This is a genomic window from Sphingomonas sp. URJC2, from assembly GCF_059803575.1.
Window position 1 is genome coordinate 33,287 of sequence record NZ_JAPFGX010000001.1, and the last position, 12,510, is coordinate 45,796.

Sequence of the window (12,510 nt, forward strand, 5' to 3'; positions counted from 1 at the left end):
TGTCCCACCCGGCTTGAAAATGCTTTAGCCGAGCTTGCGGGCGAGATAGGCGCTCAGGCTGCCAAAGCTGGCCAGCATGTCGCCATCGACCTCGTCATCCTCGATCACCACGCCCAGCCGGTCTTCGATCTCGGTCAGAAACTCGGCGACCGCCATCGAATCCAGTTCGGGCAGCGCGCCGAACAGGCCGGTCTCGCCGTCAAAGCCCGCGACCCGCGCCTGGGGCAGGCCGAGCGTTTCGACGAGCACGGCGCGCAGCACCTGATCGATGTTGGACGAGTGTTCCGACTGCAATGCTTTTCTCCGAAAGCCTGGCGACGGCCGGTCGCTAATCGAGCGCGGGGCGGCGGACAAGGCCGGACGTGACGCCCGCCGACAGCAGCGCCAGCGCCGCCGCCGGCCAGACCGAGGCGCGGCGCGGGTTGAGCAGCCGCAGCGCGACGCGAGGCACCGCCTGTTCTGCCCAGTCGGCGCACCAGCCATGGCCGGGGGCCCATTCGATCGCATCGACATGATCGACATTGGTCAGATAGCGGACCATCGTCGCCGCCAGCTGTGCCCCCGGTGCCAGCGCCTTGTGCGCGCGCGACTGGGCGAGCAGATGCGCGACCGCCATGCCGTGCGACACCGTCCACAGCTGGGCAGCAATCGGCGTGTCGCCGCACCGGGCAACGGCCAGCCGCAGCGATCCGGCCGCGCTTTCGGCGGCGGCGAAGCGGTGAAACGGCCCGTCCGCCGCATCGCTCAGCCTTGCCAGTTCGGCCCAGAGCGCCGGGGTCAGCACCGTCGACACTTCAAGATCGAGCGGCGCGCGCGCGGCAGCGGCCTCGATGCGGTCGCGCAGGGCCGGGCTGCGGCCTTCCCAATATTCGTCGAAGCTTTGCCCGGCAGTCTCGCTGCGCCGGCGCGGGGGCAGGGCGCGTGCCGCCACCATCCAGCCGTGTCGGCCAAAGGCGCGGGCGATTTCGCCGGCATCGGCGCGGTCGAGCGGGCCAAGGTCAAGCTCGGCAATGCCCAGCCCCGGCCCGCGCAGCCGCGCCGCCATCGCACGCAGCAGCCGGCGGCGATGCACGTCATCGGCAGGGCCGGTGAAGATCGGCGCGGCGCGATGGGCATGGTCCGCGCCCAGTATCCTGAACCGGCCGCGCCCGGCGGGGGCGAGCATCAGCCAGCCATCGACCCCTTCGCTGCGCGCCCGCACGATAAGCGGGGGTGACGGCAGCGCGGCGGCAGCGGCCTTCAGCCAGTCCAGCCGGTCGAACGGCCAGGGGCGCGCCGACGCATCGAGCGCGCCGCGGGCGATGGTCTCGACCGGCTCAAGCGAATCATAATATTCACCCTTGACCCACAAATCGCTGCTTCCCGCGCGGCTGAGACCGGAATCCCCTTGAGAGGCTCCCCCATGTCCGAGAAAGGAGACGGCGTGCAAGAGCCTGATCCGAATCCGCGCCCGATCGACCATATTCTGCTGGCCGGTGCCGCCGCTGGCGGCGGATCCGGCCCGGCGCTGGTGCTTGGCGACCGCGAAATCGGCCCGGACGGGCTGGAACGACTGGTCGGGCAGCTGGCGCTGTGGCTGGCCGAACAGGGTGTCCGGCCCGGCGACCGGGTGGCAAGCTGGCTGCCCAAGGGGCTGTGGACCTGCCTGTTGCCGCTTGCCGCGCCGCGCGCCGGGGCGATCCATGTGCCGGTCAACCCGCTGCTCAAGCGCGCCCAGCTTGCGCACATCCTGGCCGACAGCGGCGCGGTGCTGCTGCTGACCGGGGCAGGGCGGGCCGACAGCCTGGAGCCGGGCGATGTCCCGCCCGGATGCCGGCGGGTGCTGGAGGGCGAGGTGACGCTGCCCGAACAGGCGCTCGCCCCGTCCACCGCCGGTCCGCAGACGCTGGCGGCGATCCTCTACACCTCCGGCTCGACCGGGCGGCCCAAGGGGGTGATGCTCAGCAACGCCAATCTGTGGCTGGGGGCGGTGTCGGTCGCGCATTATCTGCGCCTTGCCGGTGATGACCGCACGCTGGCGGTGCTGCCGCTCGCCTTTGACTATGGCCAGAACCAGCTGCTCTCGACCTGGCTGGCGGGCGGCACGGTGATCCCGCTCGATTATCTGACCCCGCGCGACGTGCTGCGCGCGGTGGCGCGCCACCGGATCACGACGCTGGCCGGGGTGCCGCCGCTTTGGGTGCAGCTGGTGGAGGGCGACTGGACGGACACGGCCACGCTCAGGCGGCTGACCAACAGCGGCGGCGCGCTGACCGAGCCGCTGGTGCGGCGGCTGCGCGCGCTGGCACCGCAGGCCGATCTTTATGCGATGTATGGGCTGACCGAGGCGTTCCGCTCGACCTATCTCGATCCGGCGCTGATCGATGCGCATCCGACCGCGATCGGCGGCCCGATCCCGTTTGCCGATCTGCATGTGCTGCGCGCCGATGGCCATCCCGCCGCCCCCGGCGAGCCGGGCGAGCTGGTCCATGCCGGGCCGCTGGTCGCCGCCGGCTATTGGCGCGATCCGGAACGCACCGCGCAGCGTTTCCGCCCCCTGGCCGGCGGCACGGGTCTCGCGGTCTGGTCGGGCGATACGGTGGTGCGCGGGGCCGACGGGCTGTTGCGCTTTGTCGGCCGCGCGGACGAGATGATCAAATCGGCGGGCAACCGCATCAGCCCGACCGAAATCGAGGAGGCGGCGGTGGCGAGCGGCGCGACCAACGAGGCGGTCGCGCTGGGCATTGCCGATGACCGGCTGGGTCAGGCGGTGCTGCTGGTCGCCGCCGGAGACGGCTCGACCGAGGCCGCGCTGCGCGCCCATCTGAAGCGCGACCTGCCGGGGTTCATGCAGCCCCAGCGCATCGTGTGGCGCGCCGCCCTGCCGCGCACGCCCAATGGTAAGCTTGACCGGGCGGGGCTGAAGGCCGAACTGGCACCATGAAGCCTGCCGGTCCCATCCCCCCCGATTTTGCCGCCGATGCCGATGGCCGGCTGCTGATCGCGGGTCAGCCTTATGATGCGCTGATCGCCGCTGCCGGGCAGACGCCGCTGTTCGTCTATGATTCGGCGGCGGTCGCGCGGCGCATCGCCCGGCTGCGCGCGGCGATGCCGGGCATCGACATCCATTATGCGATGAAGGCCAATCCCCATGCCGGGCTGCTCGCGCGCATCGCCGCGCAGGTCGATGGCATCGACATCGCCTCGGCCGGGGAGCTGCGCATTGCCGAGGCGGCCGGGATCAGCGGCGCGCGCATCAGCTTTGCCGGCCCCGGCAAGCGCGATGCCGAGCTGGAGGCGGGGATTGCTGCCGGCGTCACGATCAACCTTGAATCCGAAAACGAGGCCGAACGCGCGCTCGCCATCGCTGCGCGGCTGGGCGTGCGGCCCCGGCTGGCCGTGCGCGTCAATCCCGATTTCGAGCTGCGCGGCTCGGGCATGCGGATGGGCGGCGGGGCGCGCCCGTTTGGCGTCGATGCGGCGCGCGCGGCCCCGTTGGTCCGGCGGCTGATCGCGGCGGGGGCGGACTGGCGCGGTTTCCATATCTATGCCGGGTCGCAGTCGCTCGATGCCGGCGCGCTGATCGAGGCGCAGGCGGCCGGGATCGCGCTGGCCGCCGCGCTGGCCGAGGCGGCGGGGGCGGCGCCACCGCTGGTCAATCTGGGCGGCGGGTTCGGCATCCCCTATTTCGCCGGCGATGTGGCGCTTGATGTCGAGGCGATCGGCACAGCCTTGGTCGCTGCCGTCGCGGCGCGGCCGGCAATGCTTAGCGGCGCACGCTTCGCGCTGGAACTGGGGCGCTGGCTGGTCGGCGAGGCGGGGGTGTATCTGACCCGGATCGTCGACCGCAAGACGAGCCATGACCAGCTGTTCCTGATCACCGATGGCGGCTTGCACCACCAGCTGGCGGCGAGCGGCAATTTCGGCACCGTCGTCCGGCGCAATTATCCGCTCGCCATCGCCGGGCGCATGGCAGCGGAGGCGAGCGAAGTCGCAACCGTGTGCGGTTGCCTGTGCACCCCGCTCGACCGGCTGGGCGACCAGCTGGCACTGCCCGCCGCGCAGGTTGGCGATGTCGTCGCGCTGTTCTGCGCCGGGGCCTATGGGGCGAGCGCCAGCCCGGCGGCGTTCCTTGCGCAGGGGGCGGCGGCAGAGCTGCTGGTCTGAGGCTGGTCCGGATCGGGGCCGGGCGCGTCGGGCAGGCCGGGATCGGGCCGGTCGGTGTCCGGCAGCGGCGGCACCAGCTCGTCCGGCGGCAGATCGGGCAGGTCGGGCGGCGGCGGTGCGGGAACGGGCGTCGGGGACGGGACGGTCGCCATCGGCTTTCCTTGCGTGGGTCTGGCCTTGCGTGCGGGTGGCGTTCCAACGCCGGGCACGGTAATGGGTTGCCCTGCGACCCCCGCTTGCTATAGACGCCGCCGACCGGCGGTCCGGCCGCGGGCGTGGCGGAACTGGTAGACGCGCTGGATTTAGGTTCCAGTATCGCAAGATGTGGGGGTTCGAGTCCCTTCGCCCGCACCAGTTTCTAGTTCATGGTGATAGGCCGGCCTCCTCCTGAACGTGCAAAAAGGCGAACGAGACGAGATGCAGACTGTCGAGACGTTGAACCAGGGCCTGAAGCGCGCCTACACGCTGACGATCAGCCGCGCCGAGATCGAATCGCGGGTGGATGGCGAGCTCAAGAAGGTCGCGCCGCAGATCCGCATGCCCGGCTTTCGCCCCGGCAAGGTGCCGGCCAACCTCGTCCGCAAGATGCACGGGCCGGCGCTCGAGCAGCAGGCGCTCGAGACCACGATCCAGGAAGGCGTGCAGCAGCTGATCGCCGAACAGGGCCTGCGCCCGGCGATCCGGCCCGAGGTCGAGCTGGCCGAAGGCTATGGCCCCGGCCAGGACGCCGAGGTGAAGGTGTCGCTGGAGGTGCTGCCGGTCGTGACCGTGCCGGCGCTGGACGGGCTGAAGCTCGAGCGGCTGGTGGTGCCGGTCTCCGACGCGCAGATCGACGAGACGCTCGGCCGCATCGCCGCTGGCTCGAAGAGCTATGAGGAAGACGAGGCCGGCCGTCCGGCCGCGACCGGCGACCTGCTGGTCATCGATTTCGAAGGCAAGCTTGACGGCGTGCCGTTTGAAGGCGGCAAGGGCGAGGGCATTTCGCTCGAAATCGGCTCGGGCCAGTTCATCCCCGGCTTCGAGGACCAGCTGATCGGTGCCGCCGCCGGCGACGCCCGCGTGCTGAACGTGACTTTCCCGGCCGATTATGGTGCGCAGCACCTCGCCGGCCGCGATGCGACCTTCGACGTTACCGTGCAGAAGGTCCGCGCGCCCAAGGAAACCGCGCTTGACGACGAGTTCGCCAAGCAGCTCGGCCTTGAGGGCATCGACAAGCTGCGCGAGCTGATCAAGGGCCAGCTGGAGCAGGAGCATAACGGCCTGACCCGCACCCATATGAAGCGCAAGCTGCTCGACCAGCTGGCGGCCTCGCATGATTTCGAAGTGCCGCCGTCGATGGTCGATGCCGAGTTCGGCCAGATCTGGGCGCAGCTCGAGCATGAAGCGAGCCATGAGGCCGATCCGGAAGCGGCGCGCGCCGACATGGAAAAGGACCGCGACGATTACCGCCGCATCGCCGAGCGCCGCGTGCGCCTGGGGCTGTTGCTGTCGGAAATCGGCCAGGCCAATGGCGTCGAGGTCAATCAGGTGGAAATGAACCGCCTGATCGCCCAGGCCGCGCAGCAGTATCGCCCGGAAGATCGCCAGCGCTTCATCCAGTTCGTCCAGCAGGACCCGATGGCCGCCGCCCAGCTGCGCGCGCCGCTGTATGAGGACAAGGTCGTCGACTTCCTGTTCTCCAAGGCCGAAGTCACCGAGCGCGAAGTGACGCGCGAGGCGATCCAGGCCGAGATCGAGGCGGACGAGGACGGCCATGTCCATGGTCCGGACTGCAACCATGATCACGACCATGATCATGGCGCGGCCAAGCCGGCCAAGAAGCCCGCCGCCAAAAAGGCGAAGGCTGAAGCCGCCGAAGGCGAAGAGGCTGCGGCCAAGCCCGCCAAGAAGGCGGCGGCCAAGAAGGCAGCTGCGCCCGAGGGTGACGAAGCTGCCGCCGACGCTCCGGCCAAGCCGAAGCGGACGCGCAAGGCGGCGAGCGAGTAACCGCCCGCCATCTGCCATTACGGAGGCGCGACGCGCCTCCGGCCACAGGGCGCGGTCATCCCCCGACGGGGCGATGGCCGCGCCCTTTGCGTTCCGGCGGGCGGTGGCGCCCGGCTTTTGCGCACCCGGAACCGCTTTTTGATGCCGCTGCGGGCGGCCCTTTACCATTTGGCGAGCCGCGCAGGGCCAAGGGGGGCTTGAACGCGCGGTCCTTTCCCCCGATGTAGGACCGGCAACCGACCTTTAGTCCAAGGACGCATTTCACATGAACAACCCGTTCTCGAACGGCCAGATCCACGACGCGCTCGTTCCGATCGTTATCGAGCAGTCGAACCGCGGCGAGCGCAGCTTCGATATTTTCTCGCGGCTGCTGCGCGAGCGGATCGTGTTCGTGACCGGCCCGATCGAGGACAATATGGCCTCGCTGATCACCGCTCAGCTGCTCTTTCTGGAGTCCGAAAACCCCAAGAAAGACATTTACATGTATATTAACTCGCCGGGCGGCGTGGTGACCGCCGGCATGGCGATCCACGATACGATGCAGTATATCCGGCCCAAGGTGAACACGGTGTGCATCGGCCAGGCGGCGTCGATGGGCAGCTTCCTGCTGGCAGCGGGCGAGCCGGGGATGCGGATCGCGCTCACCAATGCGCGGATCATGATCCACCAGCCCTCGGGCGGGGCGCAGGGCCAGGCGACCGATATCGAGATCCAGGCGAAGGAAATCCTGCGCATCCGTGCGCGGATGAACGAGCTTTATGCCAAATATACCGGCCAGCCGATCGAGGTGGTCAACGACTCGATGGAGCGCGACAAATTCCTGTCGGCCGATGAGGCCAAGACGTTCGGCCTGATCGATCAGGTGTTCGACAAGCGCCCGACCCCGGCGGAAGAGCCGGGTCAGGCGGCGGCCTGAGCGGGGTCGCATTCGCAGCGGTATCCCGCCGGGTCGCCCGACCCGGGCGGGCATCTGCGTGGCGACTTAACGCATCGCCCGGCACCCGCGCCACCGCGCGGGCCGGGCACGGCGCCGGATATCGGGCGCTGAACATTCGGCATTGTGGTTTTATGGAAGAGGTGGCTAACATGCCGCCTGCGCAAGCGGCCAGTTCTGGCCCGAAGGATGATGTATGACGAAACTGAGCGGCGGGGACTCCAAGAGCACCCTCTATTGCTCGTTCTGCGGCAAGTCGCAGCATGAGGTCCGCAAGCTGATCGCCGGACCGACCGTGTTCATCTGCGATGAATGCGTCGAGCTGTGCAACGACATCATCCGCGAGGAAACCAAATCGGCGCTGGTGTCCAAAAAGGATGGTGGCGTGCCGACGCCGCAGGAAATCTGCGACGTGCTCGACGATTATGTGATCGGGCAGAAGCAGGCCAAGCGCGTGCTGTCGGTCGCGGTCCACAATCATTACAAGCGGCTGGCGCATGGCGCCAAGGGCGCCGATGTCGAACTGGCCAAGTCCAACATCCTGCTCGTCGGGCCGACCGGCTGCGGCAAGACGCTGCTCGCCCAGACGCTTGCCCGCATCCTCGACGTGCCGTTCACCATGGCCGATGCGACGACGCTGACCGAGGCCGGCTATGTCGGCGAGGATGTCGAGAACATCATCCTGAAGCTGCTTCAGGCGTCGGATTACAATGTCGAACGCGCGCAGCGCGGCATCGTCTATATCGACGAAATCGACAAGATCAGCCGCAAGGCCGAAAACCCGTCGATCACCCGCGACGTGTCGGGCGAGGGCGTGCAGCAGGCGCTGCTCAAGCTGATGGAAGGCACCACTGCGAGCGTGCCGCCCCAGGGCGGGCGCAAGCATCCGCAGCAGGAGTTTCTGCAGGTCGATACGACCAACATCCTGTTCATCTGCGGCGGTGCCTTTGCCGGCTTGGAAAAGATCATCGGCGACCGGTTGCAGGGCAAGTCGATCGGCTTCGGTGCATTTGTCGCCGCGCCCGAGGAGCGCCGCACCGGCGAGGTGCTGCGCCAGTGCGAGCCGGAAGATCTGCTGAAGTTCGGCCTGATCCCCGAATTCGTCGGCCGTCTGCCGGTTATCGCGACGCTCGAGGATCTCGACGTCGATGCGCTGGTCAAGATCCTGACCGAGCCGAAGAATGCGCTCGTCAAACAGTATCAGAAGCTGTTCGACATGGAGGATGTGAAGCTGAGCTTCACCGACGACGCGCTGATCGCCGTCGCCAAAAAGGCGATCATGCGCAAGACCGGTGCGCGCGGCCTGCGTTCGATCCTCGAAGGCATTCTGCTCGACACGATGTTCGACCTGCCGTCGATGGACGGGGTCGATGAAGTGATGGTCGACCGCGACGTGGTCGAGGGCCGCAAGGAGCCGGTCCGCGTCTATGCCGCAAAGAAGGAAACCGGCGCGGCCTGATCCCTGCCTCATCCGGCCCTGCGGGGCCGGCGGCATGAAGGAGGCGGTCCTGCCGGGCCGCCTCTTTTCGTCTGCGCGCCCCGCCGGATCGGGCGGGCAGGCAGGCGCGGAAAGCTGCCATGGATTGATGCCGGCCGATCCGGTCCCATATAAGTCCTGTAAACGCCTTGAGGCGTAACCGGAGCCATGATGACCCAGAGCTATCCAGTTTTGCCGCTGCGCGACATTGTCGTGTTTCCGCACATGATCGTGCCGCTGTTCGTCGGGCGCGAAAAGTCGGTGGCGGCGCTTGAGCGGGCGATGGCGGCGGACAAGCAGATCTTTCTTGTCGCGCAGCTCGACCCGGCCAATGACGATCCCGACCGCGACGATCTTTACGACCTTGGCGTGCTGGCCACCGTGCTTCAGCTGCTCAAGCTGCCCGACGGCACCGTCCGCGTGCTGGTCGAGGGCAAGCAGCGCGCGACGCTCGACACGCTGTCGCGCGATGGCGAGCATCTGAACGCCAGCGTCACCCTGACCGAAGAGCCGGAGGTGACCGGCGTCGAGGCCAAGGCGCTGATGCGTTCGGTGGTCGAGCAATTCGAGAATTACGCCAAGCTCAACCGCAAGCTGCCGGCTGAAACGGCGGTGCAGCTGGCCGATATCGACGATGCGTCGCGGCTGGCCGATGCGGTGGCCGCCAACATCACGATCAAGGTGGCCGACAAGCAGTCGCTGCTCGTCGAACTCGATCCGGCCAAGCGGCTGGAGATGGTGTTCGCCTTCATGGAGGGCGAGCTGGGCGTGCTGCAGGTCGAAAAGAAGATCCGCAGCCGCGTCAAGCGCCAGATGGAGAAGACGCAGCGCGAATATTATCTGAACGAACAGCTGAAGGCGATCCAGCGCGAGCTGGGCAACGAAAGCGACGAGGATGGCGACGAGATCGCCGAACTCACGCAGAAGATCGCCAAGCTCAAACTGTCAAAGGAAGCGCGCGCCAAGGCCGGGGCGGAGCTGAAAAAGCTCAAGACCATGGCCCCGATGTCGGCCGAGGCCACGGTGGTGCGCAATTATCTGGACGTGCTGCTGGGCCTGCCCTGGGGCAAGAAGTCCAAGCTCAAGCGCGACATTGCCGAGGCCGAGCACGTGCTCGACGAGGATCATTACGGCCTTGAGAAGGTGAAGGAGCGGATCGTCGAATATCTGGCGGTCCAGGCGCGCACCAACAAGCTCAAAGGCCCGATCCTGTGCCTGGTCGGCCCGCCGGGCGTCGGCAAGACCTCGCTCGGCAAGTCGATCGCGCGCGCGACGGGCCGCGAGTTCGTGCGCCAGTCGCTGGGCGGGGTGCGTGACGAGGCCGAGATTCGCGGCCATCGGCGCACCTATATCGGCTCGCTGCCGGGCAAGATCGTGACCAACCTGCGCAAGGCCGGCACGTCCAACCCGCTGTTCCTGCTCGACGAGATCGACAAGCTGGGCCAGGATTTCCGCGGCGATCCGGCCTCGGCCCTGCTCGAGGTGCTGGACCCGGAACAGAATAACAAGTTCCAGGACCATTATCTGGAAATCGATATCGACCTGTCGGACGTGATGTTCGTCACCACGGCCAACTCGCTCAACCTGCCGCAGCCGCTGCTCGACCGCATGGAGATCATCCGCGTCGAGGGCTATACCGAGGATGAGAAGGTCGAAATCGCGCAGCGCCATCTGGTGGCCAAGCAGATCGAGGCACACGGACTGAAGCCGGGCGAGTTCGCGATCACCGAAGACGGGCTGCGCGCGCTGATCCGCCATTACACGCGCGAGGCGGGTGTCCGCACGCTCGAGCGTGAGATTGCCAAGCTCGCCCGCAAGGCGCTGCGCCGCATTCTCGAAGGCAAGATCGAGGCGGCGGAGATCACGCCCGACAATCTGGCCGAATATGCCGGCGTCCGCCGCTATCGCCACGGCGTCGGCGAGGAGGAGAACCAGATCGGCGCAGTGACCGGCCTTGCCTGGACCGAGGTGGGCGGCGAGCTGCTGACCATCGAAAGCGTGACCGTGCCCGGCAAGGGCCAGATCCGCACGACCGGCAAGCTGGGCGAGGTGATGCAGGAATCGGTGCAGGCCGCGTTCAGCTTCGTCCGCGCGCGCAGCCCGGCCTATGGCATCAAGCCGAGCCTGTTTGCGCGCAAGGACATCCATATCCACCTGCCCGAAGGGGCGGTGCCCAAGGACGGGCCGTCGGCGGGTATCGGCATGGTGACGTCGATCGTGTCGACGCTGACCGGCATCCCGGTGCGGCGCGAAGTGGCGATGACCGGCGAAGTCACGCTGCGCGGCCGCGTGCTGCCGATTGGCGGGCTGAAGGAAAAGCTGCTGGCGGCGCTGCGCGGCGGGATCACCACCGTATTCATCCCGCAGGAAAATGAGAAGGATCTGGCCGATATCCCGGCCAATATCCGCGACGGGCTGACCATCCTGCCGGTCAGCCATGTCGATCAGGTGCTTGCCGGTGCGCTCGCCGCGCCGCTGACGCCGATCGAATGGACCGAGGCCGACGAACTGGCGGCACAGCCGCCGGTGGCCGTCGCCTCGTCGCTGGGCGAGGCGGATCCGGCGGTCCGCCACTGACCTGTTGCAGCGGCGCGGGCGGTGCCGATGGTGCCGCCCGCGTGCCCCCGCCGTCAAACGGTGCTCCCGATACGGCCTGTGCCGTGATTGGTCGTTGACGCCGGGGGCCGGCTTCTTCTTAGTGGCCCGCCGGATGCCAGCTTGGCCCGATTCCGATACAGGCGCCGCCATGCGCGCCAGCAAAGGGGACGAGTATCAGATGAACAAACAGGAACTGATCGGCGCAGTCGCCGAAACCGCGGGCCTGACCCGCGGCGATGCGGTCAAAGCGGTCGAAGCGGTGTTCGACACCATTTCCTCCGCGCTCAAAAAGGGCGACGAGGTCCGTCTGGTCGGCTTTGGCACCTTCACCGTGACGCGGCGCAAGGCGTCGACCGGCCGCAATCCGCGCACCGGCGAGCCGATGTCGATCAAGGAATCGTCGCAGCCCAAGTTCAAGGCGGGCAAGACGCTCAAGGACGCGTGCAACGTCTGACCGGTGACGTTTTTTCGGGCCGCGAACTTATTTTCCGGTCTGGACAGGGGCGAGGGAGCGCCCTAAAGGCGTCGCTCCACAGCGTGGGCGCGTAGCTCAGTGGTAGAGCACTGTGTTCACACCGCAGGGGTCGCAAGTTCAATCCTTGCCGCGCCCACCATCAAAAACCCCGGAAGCCGGTGCTTCCGGGGTTTTTTGTTGTCATCATTGCCGGGCACACCGGGGCGCGATCGGCCCGGCGCTGGCCGGATTCACCCGTTACGATGATCTTTCGGGGGCGTCGCTGCCCGGGGCTGATCAGGCGGCGAGCGTGCCGGCCGATGGCGGTGCGGCGTCGTCTTGATCGCGGCCGAGTTCGTCGGCGATGCATTCGAGCAGGTGGATCAGCAGCGGCTTGTGAAATTCTCCGACAATCGCGTCGAGTTGCCGGTCGACGGCATCGGCATGGGCGGTCAGCCGGTCGAGATAGGCTCCACCCATCGGTGTCAGGTGCAGATGATAGGCACGCCGGTCCGTCTCGGAGCGCCGCCGCACGACAAGGCCGTCGCGCTCGAGCGTCCTGATCGCCGGGGTCAGCGTGGACTTGTCCCGCCCGGTGGCAAGGCTGAGCGCGGTCTGGTTCAGGCCGGGATTGTCGGCGATCAGCGACAGGATCGCATAATGGCCGGGGTTGAGCGCATCCTCGCCGATGGCGCGGGCAAAGGCCTGAAAAGACGCATCATGCGCGCGCCGCAACTGAAATCCGATATGCGTTCTGAGCCCGCCCAGGCTCACCTTGTCGCCGCTGCCTGCCGGCAGCACTGCCTGCCCGTTCGCCATCTGTGTCTCCGCCCCGGGCGCGGGCCTGTCCGATCTGGTCTGCCGGTTAAGGTCCACTGCCCGTGATTAACTATAGGAGATGTTTTGTGCGGTGCC

11 protein-coding genes and 2 tRNA genes are annotated in these 12,510 nt (G+C 67.6%); 9 read left to right on the forward strand and 4 right to left on the reverse strand.

The annotated features are described in order from the left end of the window. Positions 1-24: 24 nt before the first annotated feature. On the reverse strand, positions 25-294 hold the full coding sequence (locus OPU66_RS00155; protein WP_498551578.1) for an acyl carrier protein: 270 nt from the start codon (positions 292-294) through the stop codon (positions 25-27). Positions 295-328: 34 nt separating this feature from the next. Continuing rightward, a complete protein-coding gene (locus OPU66_RS00160) occupies positions 329-1,351 on the reverse strand; it encodes a GNAT family N-acetyltransferase (protein WP_498551579.1) in 1,023 nt (340 codons plus the stop codon). Positions 1,352-1,402: 51 nt separating this feature from the next. Here OPU66_RS00160 and OPU66_RS00165 point away from each other — a divergent pair, with 51 nt between their 5' ends. Next, positions 1,403-2,923 carry an AMP-binding protein gene (locus OPU66_RS00165; RefSeq protein WP_498551580.1) on the forward strand — a complete coding sequence of 507 codons (1,521 nt, stop codon included), beginning with the start codon at positions 1,403-1,405 and terminating at the stop codon, positions 2,921-2,923. Beyond that, positions 2,920-4,146, forward strand: coding sequence for a pyridoxal-dependent decarboxylase, exosortase A system-associated (locus OPU66_RS00170; protein ID WP_498551581.1), 1,227 nt, complete (start codon positions 2,920-2,922; stop codon positions 4,144-4,146). The genes OPU66_RS00165 and OPU66_RS00170 overlap by 4 nt, the downstream gene beginning before the upstream one ends. On the opposite strand, the gene OPU66_RS00175 is transcribed toward OPU66_RS00170, so the two are convergent. After that, positions 4,080-4,298 carry a hypothetical protein gene (locus OPU66_RS00175; RefSeq protein ID WP_498551582.1) on the reverse strand — a complete coding sequence of 73 codons (219 nt, stop codon included), beginning with the start codon at positions 4,296-4,298 and terminating at the stop codon, positions 4,080-4,082. The genes OPU66_RS00170 and OPU66_RS00175 overlap by 67 nt on opposite strands. Before the next feature lie 117 nt (positions 4,299-4,415). On the opposite strand from OPU66_RS00175, the gene OPU66_RS00180 reads away from it, so the two are divergent. The 7 genes from OPU66_RS00180 (at position 4,416) to OPU66_RS00210 (ending at position 11,755) form a co-directional block, all read left to right on the forward strand. Further along, a tRNA-Leu gene (locus OPU66_RS00180) sits at positions 4,416-4,500 on the forward strand. 63 nt (positions 4,501-4,563) lie between these two features. Next, positions 4,564-6,132: a trigger factor gene (gene tig, locus OPU66_RS00185; protein WP_498551583.1), complete on the forward strand. Its 1,569-nt coding sequence runs from the start codon at positions 4,564-4,566 to the stop codon at positions 6,130-6,132. A 265-nt stretch (positions 6,133-6,397) separates the two neighbouring features. Continuing rightward, on the forward strand, positions 6,398-7,048 hold the full coding sequence (gene clpP, locus OPU66_RS00190; protein WP_498551584.1) for an ATP-dependent Clp endopeptidase proteolytic subunit ClpP: 651 nt from the start codon (positions 6,398-6,400) through the stop codon (positions 7,046-7,048). A gap of 214 nt (positions 7,049-7,262) precedes the next feature. After that, on the forward strand, positions 7,263-8,525 hold the full coding sequence (gene clpX, locus OPU66_RS00195) for an ATP-dependent Clp protease ATP-binding subunit ClpX (RefSeq protein ID WP_498551585.1): 1,263 nt from the start codon (positions 7,263-7,265) through the stop codon (positions 8,523-8,525). Between the two features lie 189 nt (positions 8,526-8,714). Beyond that, positions 8,715-11,120, forward strand: coding sequence for an endopeptidase La (lon, locus tag OPU66_RS00200; protein ID WP_498551783.1), 2,406 nt, complete (start codon positions 8,715-8,717; stop codon positions 11,118-11,120). A 169-nt stretch (positions 11,121-11,289) separates the two neighbouring features. Beyond that, positions 11,290-11,595, forward strand: a complete 306-nt coding sequence (locus tag OPU66_RS00205) for an HU family DNA-binding protein (protein WP_498551586.1) — start codon at positions 11,290-11,292, stop codon at positions 11,593-11,595. 85 nt (positions 11,596-11,680) lie between these two features. Continuing rightward, positions 11,681-11,755: transfer RNA gene (locus OPU66_RS00210), tRNA-Val, on the forward strand. Positions 11,756-11,892: 137 nt separating this feature from the next. Here the strand turns inward: OPU66_RS00210 and OPU66_RS00215 are convergent. Further along, on the reverse strand, positions 11,893-12,414 hold the full coding sequence (locus tag OPU66_RS00215; protein WP_498551587.1) for a MarR family winged helix-turn-helix transcriptional regulator: 522 nt from the start codon (positions 12,412-12,414) through the stop codon (positions 11,893-11,895). Positions 12,415-12,510: the final 96 nt, after the last annotated feature.

What these genes read in the sequence shown, in the direction of transcription:
- OPU66_RS00165 (WP_498551580.1), top strand. Translation starts at nt 1,403, where the DNA reads ATGTCCGAGAAAGGAGACGGCGTGCAAGAGCCTGATCCGAATCCGCGC.
- OPU66_RS00170 (WP_498551581.1), top strand. Translation starts at nt 2,920, where the DNA reads ATGAAGCCTGCCGGTCCCATCCCCCCCGATTTTGCCGCCGATGCCGAT.
- OPU66_RS00175 (WP_498551582.1), bottom strand. Translation starts at nt 4,298, where the DNA reads ATGGCGACCGTCCCGTCCCCGACGCCCGTTCCCGCACCGCCGCCGCCC.
- tig (WP_498551583.1), top strand. Translation starts at nt 4,564, where the DNA reads ATGCAGACTGTCGAGACGTTGAACCAGGGCCTGAAGCGCGCCTACACG.
- clpP (WP_498551584.1), top strand. Translation starts at nt 6,398, where the DNA reads ATGAACAACCCGTTCTCGAACGGCCAGATCCACGACGCGCTCGTTCCG.
- clpX (WP_498551585.1), top strand. Translation starts at nt 7,263, where the DNA reads ATGACGAAACTGAGCGGCGGGGACTCCAAGAGCACCCTCTATTGCTCG.
- lon (WP_498551783.1), top strand. Translation starts at nt 8,715, where the DNA reads ATGACCCAGAGCTATCCAGTTTTGCCGCTGCGCGACATTGTCGTGTTT.
- OPU66_RS00205 (WP_498551586.1), top strand. Translation starts at nt 11,290, where the DNA reads ATGCGCGCCAGCAAAGGGGACGAGTATCAGATGAACAAACAGGAACTG.
- OPU66_RS00215 (WP_498551587.1), bottom strand. Translation starts at nt 12,414, where the DNA reads ATGGCGAACGGGCAGGCAGTGCTGCCGGCAGGCAGCGGCGACAAGGTG.